The following is a 15,801-nucleotide window of genomic DNA, read 5'->3' as shown; positions in this document are numbered from 1 at the left end:
AAAGTAATACTTAAACCTACCAGCTTAACGCACCACCAGTTTAGTAGTCTGTTGCTGCATTTTAATTAATATTGAATTTAATTATGGTTTTATTAGTTTTTCTAATTAATTGCATGTGTGATACTCATTTAACTAAAATAAATAATGATTATTTAGCAGAAGTAATACAATTGTAGTATTTCGTATTGCCATACCCATTACTATGATTAAGAAATATAATTTTAATTAATATAGATAACATTTAAAAATGCTAGATAAAATTAAATGCGACGCCTTTTCGGCCGTTGTTGAAACAGGAAGTTTCGAAAAAGCTGGTAAAAAATTATGTGTATCTCAATCAGCAATTTCTCAAAGAGTTCGATTATTAGAGGAGCGATTAGGGAATGTATTATTAGTTAGAGAAAGACCATGTAAACCAACACCATTTGGAGCTGAGTTATTTGCTTATCTTCAGCGAGCATCTTTATTAGAGAATGTTTTTTTAAAATCAGTCATCAACAATAAATTTAAACCATTACCCATTGCTGCGAGTATAGGTACATTTGAGTCATTGCTTTTCCCTATATTAGCCAAGTACTGTCTTTCTGAGGCTATTACAATAGATGTAAAGATTGATACGCTTTGTAATACCTTCGAACTCTTAAAAAGAGGAGAAGTTCAGGCCTGCATTACTTCCGAGTCTGAGATAATTAGAGGGTGTACAAGTGTACATTTAGGTAATATGGTTTATTGTCTGGTTGCCTCAGAGAATTTTATTAATAAATGGTTTAAAAATGGAATTAATAGAGAGAGTCTTCGTTTAGCTCCTTTAGTTTTATTTAATGAAAATGAAAGAATATATTTCGATTTTTTAGAATCTAACTTCGGACTCAAAAAATCAATGATTCCTTTTCATATTATTCCTTCGACTGATTCTTATATTTCTGGACTTGCCTGTGATATGGGCTACGGAATAATGCCTATATGCAAGATAAATCAGGATTTATCGAATCTAGGCATAAAGGAAATTTCAAAGGAATATAGGATTAAGATTCCATTATACTGGCATCAGCTTTCTTATCTTTCTCCAGCAGTTTTAATAATGAATGATATTATTATTAAGCACTCAACAACAATCTTGGCTACCGTAGGGAATGAAGATGCTTAAGCATGAGGGTCAAAGTCCAATCGAGATATACAACTCCATGATTGATACTGGCGTTGTTCTTGCAGATCCGTCTCAGCGACAAGCTATTGAAACATTAAATGAGATTTGGAATAAAATTGAAAACCAGTCTAATCATTTCTTTAGTCCCCAGATTAAAGGCCTATACATGTGGGGAAGTGTAGGAACAGGCAAGACATGGATTATGGATTTATTTTATAACTCTCTTAATTTTAAAAAGAAAATGAGAGTGCATTTTCATCATTTCCTAAAAGATGTTCACAAGCAGCTTATTGGCTATCGTGGAAATAAAGATCCTTTAAAGCTGATCGCTAATGACATAGCAAGCAACTATAAACTGATTTGCTTCGATGAGTTTTTTGTATCAAATGTTGCCGATGCAATGATACTTTCAAATCTATTTAATCTGCTATTTTCAAAGAAAGTGATATTGGTTGCTACCTCGAATATCGATCCGAAAGATCTTTATAAAGATGGTTTAAATCGCGATAGATTTTTAGAGACCATAGATCATATCAATAAGAATTGCACGGTCTTGAAGATCGGTAATCAACTTGATTATAGAACTATAAAAGAAAGCAACTCCAATGATGAGTTCTATAGATTTCCATTAAATGAAGAATCAGAACAATGGCTTCATTCGGTTTACCAGCAACTTACCAATAACCAGAAAGAACTCAAGACGAGCATCATAATCAACCACAGATCAGTCGAGGTTAAATCTTGCTATAAGAATGTGATTTGGTTCGACTTTGAAAACCTTTGCCGAGAAGCCAGAAGCCCAGCTGATTATATTGAGATAGCAACGCAATATGACTATGTGCTTATCAGTGGAATTGGTGATTTAACAGATAGAATTTATGATACCGTGAGACGTTTTATTTATTTGATTGATGAGCTTTATGATCAAAAAATCAAACTCTACTTTGTTGCCTCACAGCCATTAAATCAGTTATATAAAGGTGAGAGACTTAAATTTGAATTTCAAAGAACTTATTCACGATTACAGGAAATGCAAAGCATAAGTTATAACAAGGAACTTCAAGAGCTTGCTTGAATATATGACTATGCTTTGCATGACTAACACGCAGTGGGATTAAGCAAAAAAGTACGATTTTTCTGGAAATTTTGACTTATACCCATTCTGCAAAAATACTTCTAATGCTTGAATAATGTCTGCTTGTTCCTCGGTACTAATTTCCTTTTTTCTATTGTTTTGAAAGTCTTCAATAATATATTGAATGTCAGCGTTATAGTCTTTAATAAAAATATCTGAACTCAGTCGAGTTTTAGGTTCGATATTGGCAAGTAGGGGTTCTATTTCTTCAATATTTTTAAAAAATTCAATACTAAATTCTCCAATTTGAAGAATGATATAGCGGCTTTCAACCTCAATATCTTTATTTGCAAATCTGTGTCTAACATTTGGTGGAATTTGAAAAAAGTCACCCTGATTAACAATATATTTCTGCTTCAAATCTGGTAACTCAACCTGAATAGCACCTTTTGAGCAGTACACAAGATCGGGGATATGAGTATGCCTATGAAATGGAAACAGGCTATCTTTTAAATTGCATAGCACTATCCTAATATCACGGTCATAACAAAACTGATGCATTTCCATTGATCATTTCCTAGTCTGATTAACTAATTTTATAAAGTTGTTCTGGAGTAAATATTGGTTCACTGAGATGCTTTTGAAGCAATTCAACCCAATCAGTCGAGACAGAATCAGCTGCATCAACAATCGCTTTGGAAAAGTTGCGTTCATTTTGCCAGTATCGGGTAAGCACACCAAAAGAGTAAAAATACTCCGAGGGCTTTATGGATCCTCTACGGTTTTCCATGAGTTTGTAGGTCTCGAAACCATCCAGCATTAATCCCCCAGTGTTATATTCATCCTCCATATTCGGGACAATATTCTTTTGCTCTAACAATGATTTAACCAATACTGAAGGATGCTTATAGATATCAAAGTCTTGACTGATCGTATTCACTACAAGATCAAAATCAAATGAATACCCCAGATGATCAGTGAGCTGTACACGGCTATCCATTATCTTTAGAGGTTTGCTGTTATAGCCAAGCTTAATTGATTGGAGTAGATCAGCTTCAAAGAGGCATTTCAGCTTTTGTGCATTTTCCAGTGGGATTGGTACGGCAAGACGAATGAATAAATGATCAAACTCTTGGTCGTAGCGTTTTTTATCATGACTACTTAAATAACGGTAAAACTTCATTCTTCGTACTTTAAGAATGATCATATTAATTAAGTCATTAAGCTCTTGGTGCTCCAGATCATATTTCAACTTTTCATAAGCATTGGCAAATTTCAAGTTGCACAAATCATTGAATGACACTTCACCGTTAGTTGCATTTTTAAGCTCAAGATCAAGCAGATGAAGAAGATCATCTAGTGATAAAACTTTATTTAAGTGTTGCTGCAACTCAGGAAAAGATTCATGAGTGAAATACTTAAAGTCATAGTTAGGCTTATTGCCTCGTACCGCTGGAAAGTACCCTGAACGACTGACAACATAGGCTTTGAAGTTTTCATCTGTCACGGCCTTCTGATAGTTCGAGAAGCCCCCATTTTCAGTTGCAAACGATCCTTCACTAAATAGAGTGATGACTGTATCAACACCACTAGGGCCCATACCACGTACAAGAACATTTGGCTTATGATCTTGTCTTATAATGTCATTAAGTCTCATTAAGACTTTTTGAAAAGGATATGGTTTTACGAATAAACTTTGTTCGGAATCTAAACTACTTGCAGTCCAGTGCCCGATAGTCAGCAACAGCTTAGAAAACCCTTTTAATTCAATGGTTCGGTTTGAGTTTTGATTCTTAATAACGAGATTATAACCACCTTTAGCTTCATAGCCATCGATAGCTTCATAACCATTGTAAACTTCAACTTTAATGTAATTTGATTTAGCTAACTCTAAGTATTTTTTGAATCTATCATTGAGATAGACACCAAATAAAGCTCTAGGGTAAAAGGCATTAGGATTGGGGAAGACTTGTGGTTCACCAGTCAAAGATTTCTTATAAATTAGATGTGGATAATGATTAATCAGGTGATCTTTATTTTCTTCCATCCAATCCACAAAGTCGTTATCCCAAAGCGACATTGAATGGGCAGGGTTATTACACAGATGACCAGCCAATAATTCATCTTTGTCGTATGGATTCCCATGTCCAATAGATTCACGCATTTCGACAAGAGTGATAGAACATGACTTATGATCAATATCTTGATTCAGTATTTTTTTTACAAAGCTAATGAAGGTACACGTACCTGAGAATCCCATTCCAATGATACAGAACTTTTTCAAAGTAATATCGTCCATAAAAATGTAAATTCAGGAAGTTAAAAATTAACTTCCTGAATAATATGAGTTAGTTCAATTTCTGAAGGGCGTCTTTAATACGTGCTGCGGCTGCTTTTAGAGTCACTGGATCACGTCCACAATTCATACGAATGTAATGTCGGAGGCTATCGATGTTTTCACCAAAATGCATGCCTCCAATAGAAGCAACTTTTGCTGTTTCCAAAAGATATTGATCGGCTGAATCAAATCCTAGCTTTTGGATTTTGTCACCATACTTTGACAAGTCCAAGAATAAGAAAAATCCACCTTCAGGCTCAGTCACTTCTAAACCAGTGCAGCTTTTCAAATCCTCAATGAATGTCTGCATGTTTTGTCTCGCAACTACCGCGCGTTTCTTTGCAACGTCATCCATGTATTCTTGCATTGCTTCATGCGTCGCAATTTGGGCATAGGTGGAAGCAAATGAGTTTAAGTTAACCTGTACCTTCTCCATAACTTTAATCAGTTTGTCCGAAGCACAAATATATCCAGATCGGTCTCCATGCATTCCATAGGTTTTACCGGGACCAGTAATATAAATAGTGTAGTCCCACATAGAGTGTGTCTGGGCCTTAAACTGCTGCGTAATATTTGAAATGTTTGCAGGCTTAGTATTCAAAATATGTGATTCATAAGGGCAATCAAAAAGCACATAGATTGGGCTTAGACCTTTTGATAAACGTTCGGCATTGGTAGTTAAAATCACTTTCGAAATCGACTCTAAGTCATCACGAGTATAAATTTTGCCAGAAGGGTTTAAACAGTCACCAAGAATGATAATTTTGGTTTTATCTGTAATGGTCTTTTCTAATTCAACTACATCAATCGCTTGGTTATAAAAGTCTTTGACATAGATTGGTTTAGCTTTACCTAAGTGTAATTCAATCATGTCTGCGTAATGGGGCCAGTTTGGTACTGGGTAAATCACTTCATCGTCTGGATTTAGAAGTGTATGGAATACAACGGTGATAGCGCCCTTAATACCTCCAGGAGTCACCATGATTTCAGTATCTGGGTTGAAGCTGATGTCTCGTAAACGCTTCACACGCTCAGCAATAGACTTTCGTAAGAAAGGAAAGCCTTTAACTGGGGCAAACTCATGGATAATTGCAGCATTATTCGAGATATAACTCTTAACTGCATTATCAATGCCGCTATTAGTCTTTTCATCCAATGTACCAATACTTAAATCAATGACCTGATCATCTGCATTAGATTTTTGATTTAATTCTAAAATTTTCGCCTTAGTTCCGTGTGTAATTGATTCACGTAAATTCAAGGCTGCTTGTGAAATACCTAAGTTTTGCATTATTAGATCTCAAAATCCGTTTTTAATTAAAGTGATACAGCTTGATTAAACATTGCATTCCACATCTTAAGCTGGGCTTTTAATGTTTCATTCGCCCCGAACTTAATCTCATCAAGGTCTTCTTGATCATTACAGTTATTATGGACACACTGTTTAGCATCTTGAGCGTGACGATCTTCGACGCCATTTTCGATATGGGCGTTAAAATAGACTTCAACTTTCTTAACGAATTCATTTGGATCAAGGTTTTTGTTATTAAATCGGAATGCTTCACGGAATACTGTAAGCATCTTATCTGCATGGTTCTCGAGCGCCATGACTGCTCCCAACATGCGAGGATAACTGCCTGTAATCAAACCTTGGATAGTATCTCGATACTGTAATGTCTCTGCGATGATTCGATCACTATTCTTAGCTTGCTGAACCTTCATCTCTGGAAGATTGTATTCTGCAGCGCCAAATACATTGAGCGCATTCTCCATAAATATTTCATGGCACTTGGCCTTTTCACCCATACCTGTTTCTTCACTTAAGATGTGGGTGAATAGGACTAGGGTGTCCATATCATTTTCAAAAGCAGATCGTGAACATACATGAGCAATTCCTTTCACTGTCAGCTCTGTACGATAGAAGAAGTTGTCACGAAATAAGATATATGATTCTGGCGTCCAAGACGTAGAAGTTAAATGCTTGAAATAATTGTTTTGGAAAATTTCATGATCATCCATTTTAGTAATGAATTCATCTAACTCAGCACTAATAGTTCCTTTACAATCAACATTTCCATTGATGATTACTTTAGAGTTCATTCTTGAATTATCCTTTTATAATAAAAATTATTTTTACAGCGAAATTTTTATAACAAAGAAGTAATCAAAAAAAATGAGTATTAAATATTTTAATGTTTGATAAAATTATCTAATATTTATGTGATGATTTATATTTTCGTGTAGTTTGACTTGGTTAAAAATCAAAAATGGAATTTTAAATGTATCTTTTAGAATATTTTTCAGTGCTGCAACTTTCGATAATGTTAATAACAATAGTTTTTTCTTATATTATTTTTGGAATGGTGGGTTTTGGAACTGCGTTAATTGCGAGTCCTGTATTACTTAACTTTTTACCTCTCTCACAAATTATTCCACTATTAGCCTTACTAGATATGTTCGCTGCCATTTCAAATGTCATTAAAGATGGTAAGAAGGCAGACTTTTCTGAATTAAAATTTCTAATCCCACTTATGTTTGTCGGTAGTTTTCTTGGCTTTATACTACTGATGAGAGTTAATGCAAGTTACGCACTTCTAGCATTTGGCATCTTTACGCTTTTATATGCTATTTACTCATTAAGCGGCTTTAAGCCACAGAAAAAACTAGAGAAAAAATTTGTTTTCCCTTTTGGGTTATCTGGTGGTTTCTTAGGAGCCATGTTTGGTAGCGGTGGGTTTTTATATGCGATTTACCTCAATGGACGAATCGAAACCCCAGAAAAAATCCGTGTCACTCAAACTACATTAATTGGGTGTAGTACGGTTTTTCGAGTCATTCTATTTACTACAGCGGGTGTGTACTTTTCGGATAACTTATTTTCACTTGCGCTTCTGTTTATCCCATCAATGTTGATAGGTGCGTTCATTGGTAAGCGAATTACACTCAAATTGTCTAAACAACAATTCTTGAAGATTATTAATGTCATTGTACTGCTATCTGGAATCTCGATTATTGTTAAATATGCTTTAACAATATAGATTTATTATTAGTAATACTTAAGCTAATTGATTTAGATATTAATAATTTTAATTTTATTCTATTTGTTTTAATAACGAAGGGTAAGATACATATATTGCTTTGTAGAAAATATTAACCAATACCTTGATACCTATAGTGGAATAAAACTAATTAATAAATACCCATTTATAATTGGTTTTAATGGCGTGATAGTTGGTTCTGAAAAAATAACTATAGACGCAGTAAATATTGCATTAAGCTCATTTAAAATTAATTTAAGTGAGAAAGTCACAAGAGATAAGTATAGGGGTAATCAATTTAGCAAGATTGCTAAAGATCGATATATACCTGCACGTGATGTGCGAGAGATACAGCAGGTGATAGCCAATAAAAAAACCGCTATAGATAGCGGTTTTTTATTTAGCAGATGCTTAAACTTACCAGCTTAACGCACCACCAGTTTGGTAGTCAGTTACGCGAGTTTCAAAGAAGTTCTTCTCTTTACGTAAGTCCATCATCTCAGACATCCACGCAAATGGATTCGTTACACCAGCAAATTGCTCTGGTAAACCTAACTGAGATAAACGGCGGTTACAGATGAATTTCAAATATTCTTCCATCATGCTTGCGTTCATACCCAATACACCACGTGGCATTGTGTCACGCGCATATTCGATTTCAAGCATTGTGCCTTCAACAATCATTTGAACCACTTCTTGTTGGAACTCAGCGCTCCAAAGGTGAGGGTTCTCAATCTTGATTTGGTTAATCATATCGATACCAAAGTTCAAGTGCATAGACTCATCACGCAAGATGTATTGGAATTGCTCAGCAACACCGTTCATCTTGTTACGGCGCCCCATACTCAAAATTTGAGTAAAGCCACAGTAGAAGAAGATCCCTTCAAGAACACAGTAGAATGCAATCAGGTTACGAAGTAAACGCTGATCGTTTTCAGGCGTGCCTGTGTGGAAATTAGGATCAGTTAAAGATTGAGTATATTTCAATCCCCACGCTGCTTTACGCGCAACAGATGGAACTTCACGGTACATGTTGAAGACTTCGCCTTCATCCATACCTAAAGATTCGATACAGTATTGGTAAGCGTGAGTGTGAATCGCTTCTTCAAATGCTTGACGCAAAATGTACTGACGGCATTCAGGGTTAGTAATGTGGCGGTAAATTGCCAATACTAAGTTGTTTGCAACCAAAGAGTCCGCAGTCGAGAAGAAACCTAAAGAACGCATAACAATCGTACGCTCATCTTCAGTTAAGCCGTTTTCAGACTTCCAAAGCGCGATGTCTAGGTTCATGTTTACTTCTTGCGGCATCCAGTGGTTTGCACACCCGTCAAGATACTTCTGCCAAGCCCATTCATATTTAAATGGAACAAGCTGGTTCAAGTCCGCACGACAGTTAATCATTGCTTTGTCATCAACTTGAACACGTTGCGCGCCCATTTCTAGCTCTTCAAGGCCAGGGGCAACATCTAAGTGTTCTAAGGCTGCAGAGGCTCTAGCCACCGTATCGGAGGCAACTGTTGGTCGCACGGAATGGGTTCCAGCGGATTGTGGAGCTGCCACGCTCTGCGATGATGACTGCGCAGCAGATACATTCTGCGAATCAGACGTTTTTTCCGGTTGGATGGGCGCAGACTTGTGTTCAGGTGCAGCCGGTTTTTGCGAATCATCTTCAAAATCGTCCCAACTAAGGATAGACATTTTTGTTCTCTCTTCGTTGTGTATATCTATATTTGACATCTCTTAAACGAAGATGTCCCTACTATACGCTTTTAATGTGTAAACAAAATTAAGTTTTATTGATGCATGACCAAATTTTGGGCCTCTGGTCTCTACTCACTACAACTTATTTTGCTTACGCTGTTGCTTACGTATTGTGAAAAATGCGTAAATCAATGGTATATAAAAGAAAAGAAAGGCAAAGATTAAAACTCCAACACCAAGCATATAGTTATGGCTGAGATGAAAAAGCATAATCTTTACCTCTTAAAATTGCTCTTTAGTGAAAAAGAGCAATTTCATTGAATGTTATTGGCAAGCTTCACAATCTGGGTTGTCGATTGAACAAGCCATTGGAACTGGAGCTGCTTGGGTAAAACCATCTTCTTCAACAGCTTCTGGTTTTTTCGCTTCTACAACAGGGGCAGCAACTGCCGCTGCTTCAACAGTCGCAGGTTTAACTGCGTTTAAAGCACCTGTGTTGATTGTAGATTTTTCAGCAGAAGTTGCGCCTAAAGCTCGGAGGTAATAAGTCGTCTTAAGACCACGTAACCATGCCATCTTGTAAGTGATGTCAAGTTTCTTACCATTTGCACCAGAGATGTAAAGGTTAAGAGACTGAGCTTGATCAATCCACTTTTGACGGCGTGATGCAGCATCAACGATCCAACGTGTATCTACTTCAAATGCAGTAGCAAAGATTGCTTTTAATTCTTCAGGAATACGAGCAATTTTTTGTACTGAACCTTCAAAGTGTTTCAAGTCATTAACCATCACTGTGTCCCAAAGACCACGATCTTTTAATGCACGAACGAGGTAAGGGTTAATTACAGTGAACTCACCAGACAAGTTAGATTTCACATATAAGTTCTGGAATGTTGGCTCAATAGACTGAGAAACACCACAAATGTTAGAGATGGTTGCAGTAGGAGCAATCGCCATCACGTTTGAGTTACGCATACCGTCTTTTTGAACTTTGGCACGTAAAGTGTCCCAGTCTAAACGTTGAGTACGGTCAACTTCGAACATGCGCTCTGGACGAGATTTCGCAACAATTTCTAAAGAGTCGATTGGAAGGATACCTTGATCCCACAATGAACCTTTGAATGTTGAGTAAGAACCACGTTCAACAGCCAAGTTGCTTGAAGTTTCAATCGCGTAGTAGCTAATTACTTCCATTGATTCATCAGCAAAATCAATAGCAGCGTCTGAACCGTAAGCGATGTTCATTTCATATAGAGCATCTTGGAAGCCCATGATACCCATACCCACTGGGCGGTGTTTCAAGTTCGAGTTTTTCGCTTGTGGTACAGCGTAGTAGTTAATGTCGATAACGTTATCGAGCATGCGTACTGCTGTTTTAATTGTGCGAGCTAACTTCTCACGGTCTAACACACCACCTTGAACGTGTTGTACAAGGTTGATTGAGCCCAAGTTACATACTGCAATTTCGTCTTGATTTGTATTCAAGGTAATTTCAGTACATAAGTTAGATGAGTGAACTACACCAACATGTTGTTGTGGTGAACGTAAGTTACATACATCTTTGAATGTAATCCACGGGTGACCAGTTTCAAACAACATAGAAAGCATTTTGCGCCATAAGTCTTTAGCACGTACTTTCTTGTGTAGCATGTTGGTTTCTTTCGCTACAGACTCATAGTAAGCATAACGCTCAGCAAATTCAGCACCAGTTAAGTCGTGCAAGTCTGGAGTTTCAGAAGGGGTAAATAGTGTCCATTCACCATCTTCAAATACACGTTGCATAAACAAGTCTGGAACCCAGTTTGCAGTGTTCATGTCGTGTGTACGGCGACGGTCATCACCCGTGTTTTTTCGAAGTTCTAAAAACTCTTCGATGTCTAAGTGCCAAGTTTCTAAGTATGCACACACGGCACCTTTACGCTTACCACCTTGGTTTACTGCAACAGCTGTATCGTTCGCAACTTTTAGGAATGGAACTACACCCTGAGACTTACCGTTTGTACCCTTAATGTAAGAGTTCAATGCACGTACAGGTGTCCAGTCATTCCCTAAACCACCAGCCCATTTAGAAAGCATAGCGTTGTCACGCATTGCGCCATAAATGTCGTAAAGGTCATCGCCAATTGTTGTTAAGTAACAACTAGAAAGCTGTGGACGTAATGTACCTGAGTTAAACAGGGTAGGCGTAGACGCCATGTAGTCGAAGCTAGACAATAAGTTATAGAACTCGATTGCACGTTCTTCTTTATCTTGCTCATTTAACGCAAGACCCATCGACACACGCATGAAGAATAATTGTGGTAATTCAAAGCGAACGCCGTTTGAGTGAATGAAGTAACGGTCAAATAAAGTCTGTAAACCTAAGTAGGTAAACTGATTAGAACGTTCTGGCTGAATTGCTGCTGCCAATTTCTCTAAATCGAAATCAAGCAAGTCTGGTGAAAGCAAGTCAAGCTCTACACCTTTTTTCAAAAAGGCTTCGAGTGCATTGTTTTCAGGCGTATCTGTAGGTAAGCCTAAGAATGCTAAACCTGTGCTCACTAATTCACTAGAAAGCAAACGTGCAGTTACGTAAGTATAGTTTGGTTCTTGTTCAATACGAGTACGTGTTGCCATCATCATTGTAGTGGCAATATCACTTTCTTTTACGCCGTTATATAAGTTCTTAACGGTTTCATCAACAATAGCCTGAACGTCAATACCTTCCAAACCTTCAGCTGCTTTCGCTACAGTTGCTTGCAATGCACTCAAATCAAGTGGCTGAAGCTGACCGTTAGCATCGGTAACTTGTAACGTAGGGTGGTGGTTTGAGTTCGTTTGCTGACGAGCAGTAGTACGTTGTTCACGGTAAATCACGTAAGCGCGAGCAACTTTCTGTTCTCCGGTACGCATTAAAGCAAGTTCAACCTGATCTTGAATTTCTTCAATATGGATTGTACCGCCTGATGGTAAACGACGAGTGAAAGTATTTAATACCATTTCCGTCAGTTGGGTAATACGGTCATGAATACGGCTTGAATCCGAACTCTGTTGACCTTCCACAGCAAGAAAAGCTTTACCAATCGCAACAGAAATTTTCTCTGCATCAAATGCAGCAACATCTCCAGTGCGTTTGATCACCTGAATTTGACCGGGAGTCGAAGTAATTACGCTCATGCCAGCATAGCTCCATTGTCACTTTTGTTATGTTTATAGACCGTTTGAACCGAGCAAAAAGTATGCCACGATGTTTGAGGGATAAACACAAGACTTAGTAGTTAAAGTTTATTTTGAACACAAGATACGGGATTTTTCATAGCAGATCAATCTTGACTTTTTAGTAATTTTTTATCTGTATGATTTGATGGGAGATAGCATAGCAAAGCTATTAAAAAACGCTTATAGATAACTTTGTGGATAACTCAAAAAACAATCACTTAAATACAATTAATGTAGGGGAAGAAATAATTTGTTTAATATTCATACATTGGAAATATGAATAGAATATGAAATTTCATAACAATAACTAAATGTTAAAAACACGAGAAAATTCAAAGGTTAATAAAATGCAACAAAACACGGTTGTCATGTATCAGTTTGGTGAACGCCTACTTGTTTACAATGTAAACGTGTGTATATTGCAAATGATAAACGAATGTATCTGCAAGATTTTTAAGATGCATGTAATGAGATTTATAGGGGCAATGATATGAGCCAAGAAGAAAAGTTACCAAAGATTCTGATCGTTGAAGATGACGAGCGTTTAGCACGATTAACTCAAGAGTATTTAATCCGCAACGGCTTGGAAGTTGGTGTAGAAACTGATGGTAACCGTGCAATTCGTCGTATTATTAGTGAACAACCAGACCTAGTGGTCTTGGATGTCATGTTGCCGGGTGCCGATGGCTTAACTGTTTGCCGTGAAGTTCGTCCACATTATCATCAACCGATTTTGATGTTGACTGCACGTACAGAAGATATGGATCAGGTACTTGGTCTAGAAATGGGTGCAGACGACTATGTTGCTAAACCAGTTCAACCACGTGTGCTATTAGCGCGTATTCGTGCACTATTACGTCGCACAGATAAAACTGTAGAAGACGAAGTTGCACAGCGTATCGAATTTGATGACCTTGTAATTGATAATGGCGGCCGTTCTGTAACACTGCATGGTGAGCTTGTTGATTTCACTAGCGCAGAATATGACCTATTATGGTTGCTTGCATCAAATGCTGGTCGTATCTTATCGCGTGAAGATATCTTCGAACGTTTACGCGGTATTGAATACGATGGTCAGGACCGTTCAATCGATGTCCGTATCTCACGTATTCGTCCAAAAATTGGTGATGATCCTGAAAATCCAAAACGTATTAAAACAGTGCGTAGTAAAGGTTACTTGTTCGTTAAAGAAACCAATGGGTTATAAGATCTGAATAAACTTCCTATAAGGTTGGTCGAGTGTTTAAACACAGCATATTCCTGCGAATCTATGCGGGACTGGTAATTCTTGTTGTTTTGGTTGCCGTTTTTGGTTATTTGCTTGTACAAATTATCAATTATCAGCGTGCTCAAGAATACCGTGAATCTTTAACTGATGGTATTTCTTATGTCATTAGTGAGGGAGTCGCTCGACAACCGGGGAAGCAACAGAAAATAGACTGGGTTTCAGATGCATCAGATTTATTGGAACTTCCAATTTATTACACTGATGCGAGCAAGGTTGAGTTATCTCGTACTGAGAAAAAACGGATCGAAGCTCAAAAGTCTGTTGTCCGTTACGATGCCAGTAATAGTATCGCGTATATCATTATTGGTTTACGTGACGATCCTCAGCACTTTTTATCGATAAAAGTAGACAAAATTAGTGAGCGCCAAATGAAGGCTCTCCCTATTTTTGTACTTGATTATCTAATGTTTTATCCGGGGCAAGAACAAGAATATCTTGCCAAGATTCAAAAACATTTTTCATATCCAATTAATATCTACAATATTCAAGATATTAATCTAGACTCTGAGCAAATTGGTCGTTTACGCCAAGACCAAAGTGTCATGTTGTACAAAGATAGTGCAACAATGCGCGGAACAACCATTTCAATCGTATCTCCAATACCAAATCAGCCTACACGAGTTCTGGTTCTTGGACCGGTTCCAATGTTTAACTGGATGCCTTTACAGCTTTCTGCCGGAATTACCTTATTTAGCCTATTCTTACTGAGCTTAGGTGTTTATGGTCTTATCTTGCCGTTAGAACGTAAAATTCGCCAAGTACGTTATGCATTAAACCGCATGAAGTCAGGTGATCTGTCATTGCGTGTTCCTATTGAAGGAAGTGACGAAATGGCAAACTTGGCATCAAGTTATAACAATATGTCTGATCATATTCAGCGTTTAATTGAGGCTCAGCGTGAGTTGATGAGAGCTGTATCTCATGAGCTTAGAACGCCGGTTGCCCGTATCCGTTTTGGTACAGAGATGTTGGCAGAGGAAGATGATTACAACCATCGTATGCATCAGGTCGATATGATTGATAAAGATATTGAAGCGCTCAATACCTTAATTGATGAAATCATGACTTATGCAAAGCTAGAGCAGGGCACACCTTCATTAGATTTTGCTGAAATTGCGCTATTTGATGTATTGGATCAAGTTGCGGTAGAAACTGAAGCTTTAAAAACGCAAAAAGAAATTGAGCTTGTTGCTCCTCCTGTTTATTTGAAAGTAGATGCAGAGCGCCGTTATTTACATCGAGTGGTTCAAAACTTGGTGGGTAATGCTGTGCGTTATTGTGATAACAAAGTTCGTATTACAGGTGGTGTTCACAGCGATGGCATGGCCTTTGTTTGTGTTGAAGATGATGGTGCCGGAATTCCTGAGCAAGATCGTCAAAGAGTATTTGAAGCATTTGCGCGTTTAGATGACAGCCGTACGCGTGCGTCAGGTGGTTATGGTTTAGGATTGTCAATTGTAAGTCGTATTGCTTACTGGTTCGGTGGTGAGATTAAAGTAGATGAAAGTCCTACCTTAGGTGGAGCTCGCTTTATCATGACATGGCCGGCAAAACGCTTTAAACAGCCTCCGTTGAAAACCAATAAAAAAGCACCTTCATAAAGGTGCTTTTTTATTGTATTACTTATAATTGAGTTGCATCTGGTTCCAAAATAGGTTTTCCGCTTCTTAAGCTGGTTAACGCATCGGAATTAAAGTCGATCAGTAATGAATTATTTTTTGCATCAATCTGATATTTTTGAATAAGAGGTTGATCTCCATTAAGCGTTTCTATTTTATATTCATCTGCAATATGCAAAATACCTTCTAGGTTTGTTGTCGTTGACGCAAAATCCTGTCTAAATATTTCATAGACATCTCGCAAGTCAAAAATTGCATTATTCGCATCTGGATGTTTGTGAATATAGCTTTCTATATGTCGCACAAGTAACTGAGCAAACAAGTAGTAGTTTGGTTTATGCGTATATTCTAGAGTCATGCATTTTTCTCCTTATTATCTGTTATTAGCATACAT

15 protein-coding genes are annotated in these 15,801 nt (G+C 37.4%); 7 read left to right on the top strand and 8 right to left on the bottom strand.

Annotated elements, in window-relative coordinates; all coding sequences use genetic code 11:
- The first annotated feature begins 247 nt into the window (after positions 1–247).
- Positions 248–1,147 (top strand): ArgP/LysG family DNA-binding transcriptional regulator, encoded by a 900-nt coding sequence (locus AOLE_RS15980; protein ID WP_013198853.1) that lies wholly within the window; start codon positions 248–250, stop codon positions 1,145–1,147.
- Positions 1,140–2,222: a cell division protein ZapE gene (gene zapE / locus AOLE_RS15975; RefSeq protein ID WP_013198852.1), complete on the top strand. Its 1,083-nt coding sequence runs from the start codon at positions 1,140–1,142 to the stop codon at positions 2,220–2,222. Before AOLE_RS15980 ends, zapE begins: the two co-directional genes overlap by 8 nt.
- Before the next feature lie 39 nt (positions 2,223–2,261).
- Here the strand turns inward: zapE and AOLE_RS15970 are convergent, their stop codons facing one another.
- The 4 genes from AOLE_RS15970 to AOLE_RS15955 are packed head-to-tail and all read right to left on the bottom strand — an operon-like array spanning position 2,262 to position 6,660.
- Positions 2,262–2,789 carry a cupin domain-containing protein gene (locus AOLE_RS15970; RefSeq protein ID WP_013198851.1) on the bottom strand — a complete coding sequence of 176 codons (528 nt, stop codon included), beginning with the start codon at positions 2,787–2,789 and terminating at the stop codon, positions 2,262–2,264.
- Positions 2,790–2,808: 19 nt separating this feature from the next.
- Positions 2,809–4,521 carry an FAD/NAD(P)-binding protein gene (locus AOLE_RS15965; RefSeq protein ID WP_013198850.1) on the bottom strand — a complete coding sequence of 571 codons (1,713 nt, stop codon included), beginning with the start codon at positions 4,519–4,521 and terminating at the stop codon, positions 2,809–2,811.
- A 49-nt stretch (positions 4,522–4,570) separates the two neighbouring features.
- Positions 4,571–5,851 (bottom strand): pyridoxal phosphate-dependent aminotransferase, encoded by a 1,281-nt coding sequence (locus AOLE_RS15960; RefSeq protein ID WP_013198849.1) that lies wholly within the window; start codon positions 5,849–5,851, stop codon positions 4,571–4,573.
- Between the two features lie 26 nt (positions 5,852–5,877).
- A complete protein-coding gene (locus AOLE_RS15955; RefSeq protein WP_005302962.1) occupies positions 5,878–6,660 on the bottom strand; it encodes an iron-containing redox enzyme family protein in 783 nt (260 codons plus the stop codon).
- A 179-nt stretch (positions 6,661–6,839) separates the two neighbouring features.
- Here AOLE_RS15955 and AOLE_RS15950 point away from each other — a divergent pair, with 179 nt between their 5' ends.
- On the top strand, positions 6,840–7,598 hold the full coding sequence (locus AOLE_RS15950) for a sulfite exporter TauE/SafE family protein (RefSeq protein ID WP_013198848.1): 759 nt from the start codon (positions 6,840–6,842) through the stop codon (positions 7,596–7,598).
- A 186-nt stretch (positions 7,599–7,784) separates the two neighbouring features.
- Entirely contained in the window at positions 7,785–8,027 is a 243-nt protein-coding gene (locus AOLE_RS15945) for a hypothetical protein (RefSeq protein ID WP_013198847.1), read from the top strand.
- Here the strand turns inward: AOLE_RS15945 and AOLE_RS15940 are convergent.
- From AOLE_RS15940 to AOLE_RS15935, 3 genes are all read right to left on the bottom strand, one after another.
- Positions 8,016–9,299: a ribonucleotide-diphosphate reductase subunit beta gene (locus AOLE_RS15940; RefSeq protein ID WP_005302967.1), complete on the bottom strand. Its 1,284-nt coding sequence runs from the start codon at positions 9,297–9,299 to the stop codon at positions 8,016–8,018. The genes AOLE_RS15945 and AOLE_RS15940 overlap by 12 nt on opposite strands.
- Before the next feature lie 138 nt (positions 9,300–9,437).
- Positions 9,438–9,572: a preprotein translocase subunit YajC gene (locus AOLE_RS20085; protein WP_081399196.1), complete on the bottom strand. Its 135-nt coding sequence runs from the start codon at positions 9,570–9,572 to the stop codon at positions 9,438–9,440.
- 54 nt (positions 9,573–9,626) lie between these two features.
- The gene (locus tag AOLE_RS15935; RefSeq protein ID WP_004794340.1) at positions 9,627–12,458 is read right to left on the bottom strand and encodes a ribonucleoside-diphosphate reductase subunit alpha; all 2,832 of its coding nucleotides are present in this window, start codon (positions 12,456–12,458) and stop codon (positions 9,627–9,629) included.
- Between the two features lie 353 nt (positions 12,459–12,811).
- Here AOLE_RS15935 and AOLE_RS15930 point away from each other — a divergent pair, with 353 nt between their 5' ends.
- From AOLE_RS15930 to bfmS, 3 genes are read left to right on the top strand one after another with little or no spacing between them, the layout of a single operon-like run.
- Positions 12,812–12,994 (top strand): hypothetical protein, encoded by a 183-nt coding sequence (locus AOLE_RS15930; protein ID WP_034679197.1) that lies wholly within the window; start codon positions 12,812–12,814, stop codon positions 12,992–12,994.
- Positions 12,991–13,707 carry a response regulator transcription factor BfmR gene (bfmR, locus tag AOLE_RS15925; RefSeq protein WP_003653488.1) on the top strand — a complete coding sequence of 239 codons (717 nt, stop codon included), beginning with the start codon at positions 12,991–12,993 and terminating at the stop codon, positions 13,705–13,707. Before AOLE_RS15930 ends, bfmR begins: the two co-directional genes overlap by 4 nt.
- Before the next feature lie 32 nt (positions 13,708–13,739).
- Entirely contained in the window at positions 13,740–15,389 is a 1,650-nt protein-coding gene (gene bfmS / locus AOLE_RS15920) for a sensor histidine kinase BfmS (RefSeq protein WP_005302970.1), read from the top strand.
- 22 nt (positions 15,390–15,411) lie between these two features.
- Here bfmS and AOLE_RS15915 read toward each other — a convergent pair whose 3' ends face one another.
- Positions 15,412–15,765, bottom strand: coding sequence for a hypothetical protein (locus AOLE_RS15915; protein WP_002120022.1), 354 nt, complete (start codon positions 15,763–15,765; stop codon positions 15,412–15,414).
- Positions 15,766–15,801 lie beyond the last annotated feature (36 nt).

The sequence above is a fragment of the Acinetobacter oleivorans DR1 genome (assembly GCF_000196795.1).
GTDB lineage: Bacteria > Pseudomonadota > Gammaproteobacteria > Pseudomonadales > Moraxellaceae > Acinetobacter > Acinetobacter oleivorans.
The sequence above is the reverse complement of the archived record's forward strand: the minus strand, read 5'-3'. Positions and strand labels throughout refer to the sequence as shown.

Excerpts from the sequence above, each read along its gene's own strand:
- AOLE_RS15980 (WP_013198853.1), top strand. The coding sequence starts at position 248 with ATGCTAGATAAAATTAAATGCGACGCCTTTTCGGCCGTTGTTGAAACA.
- zapE (WP_013198852.1), top strand. The coding sequence starts at position 1,140 with ATGCTTAAGCATGAGGGTCAAAGTCCAATCGAGATATACAACTCCATG.
- AOLE_RS15970 (WP_013198851.1), bottom strand. The coding sequence starts at position 2,789 with ATGGAAATGCATCAGTTTTGTTATGACCGTGATATTAGGATAGTGCTA.
- AOLE_RS15965 (WP_013198850.1), bottom strand. The coding sequence starts at position 4,521 with ATGGACGATATTACTTTGAAAAAGTTCTGTATCATTGGAATGGGATTC.
- AOLE_RS15960 (WP_013198849.1), bottom strand. The coding sequence starts at position 5,851 with ATGCAAAACTTAGGTATTTCACAAGCAGCCTTGAATTTACGTGAATCA.
- AOLE_RS15955 (WP_005302962.1), bottom strand. The coding sequence starts at position 6,660 with ATGAACTCTAAAGTAATCATCAATGGAAATGTTGATTGTAAAGGAACT.
- AOLE_RS15950 (WP_013198848.1), top strand. The coding sequence starts at position 6,840 with ATGTATCTTTTAGAATATTTTTCAGTGCTGCAACTTTCGATAATGTTA.
- AOLE_RS15940 (WP_005302967.1), bottom strand. The coding sequence starts at position 9,299 with ATGTCTATCCTTAGTTGGGACGATTTTGAAGATGATTCGCAAAAACCG.
- AOLE_RS20085 (WP_081399196.1), bottom strand. The coding sequence starts at position 9,572 with ATGCTTTTTCATCTCAGCCATAACTATATGCTTGGTGTTGGAGTTTTA.
- AOLE_RS15935 (WP_004794340.1), bottom strand. The coding sequence starts at position 12,458 with ATGAGCGTAATTACTTCGACTCCCGGTCAAATTCAGGTGATCAAACGC.
- AOLE_RS15930 (WP_034679197.1), top strand. The coding sequence starts at position 12,812 with ATGTTAAAAACACGAGAAAATTCAAAGGTTAATAAAATGCAACAAAAC.
- bfmR (WP_003653488.1), top strand. The coding sequence starts at position 12,991 with ATGAGCCAAGAAGAAAAGTTACCAAAGATTCTGATCGTTGAAGATGAC.
- AOLE_RS15915 (WP_002120022.1), bottom strand. The coding sequence starts at position 15,765 with ATGACTCTAGAATATACGCATAAACCAAACTACTACTTGTTTGCTCAG.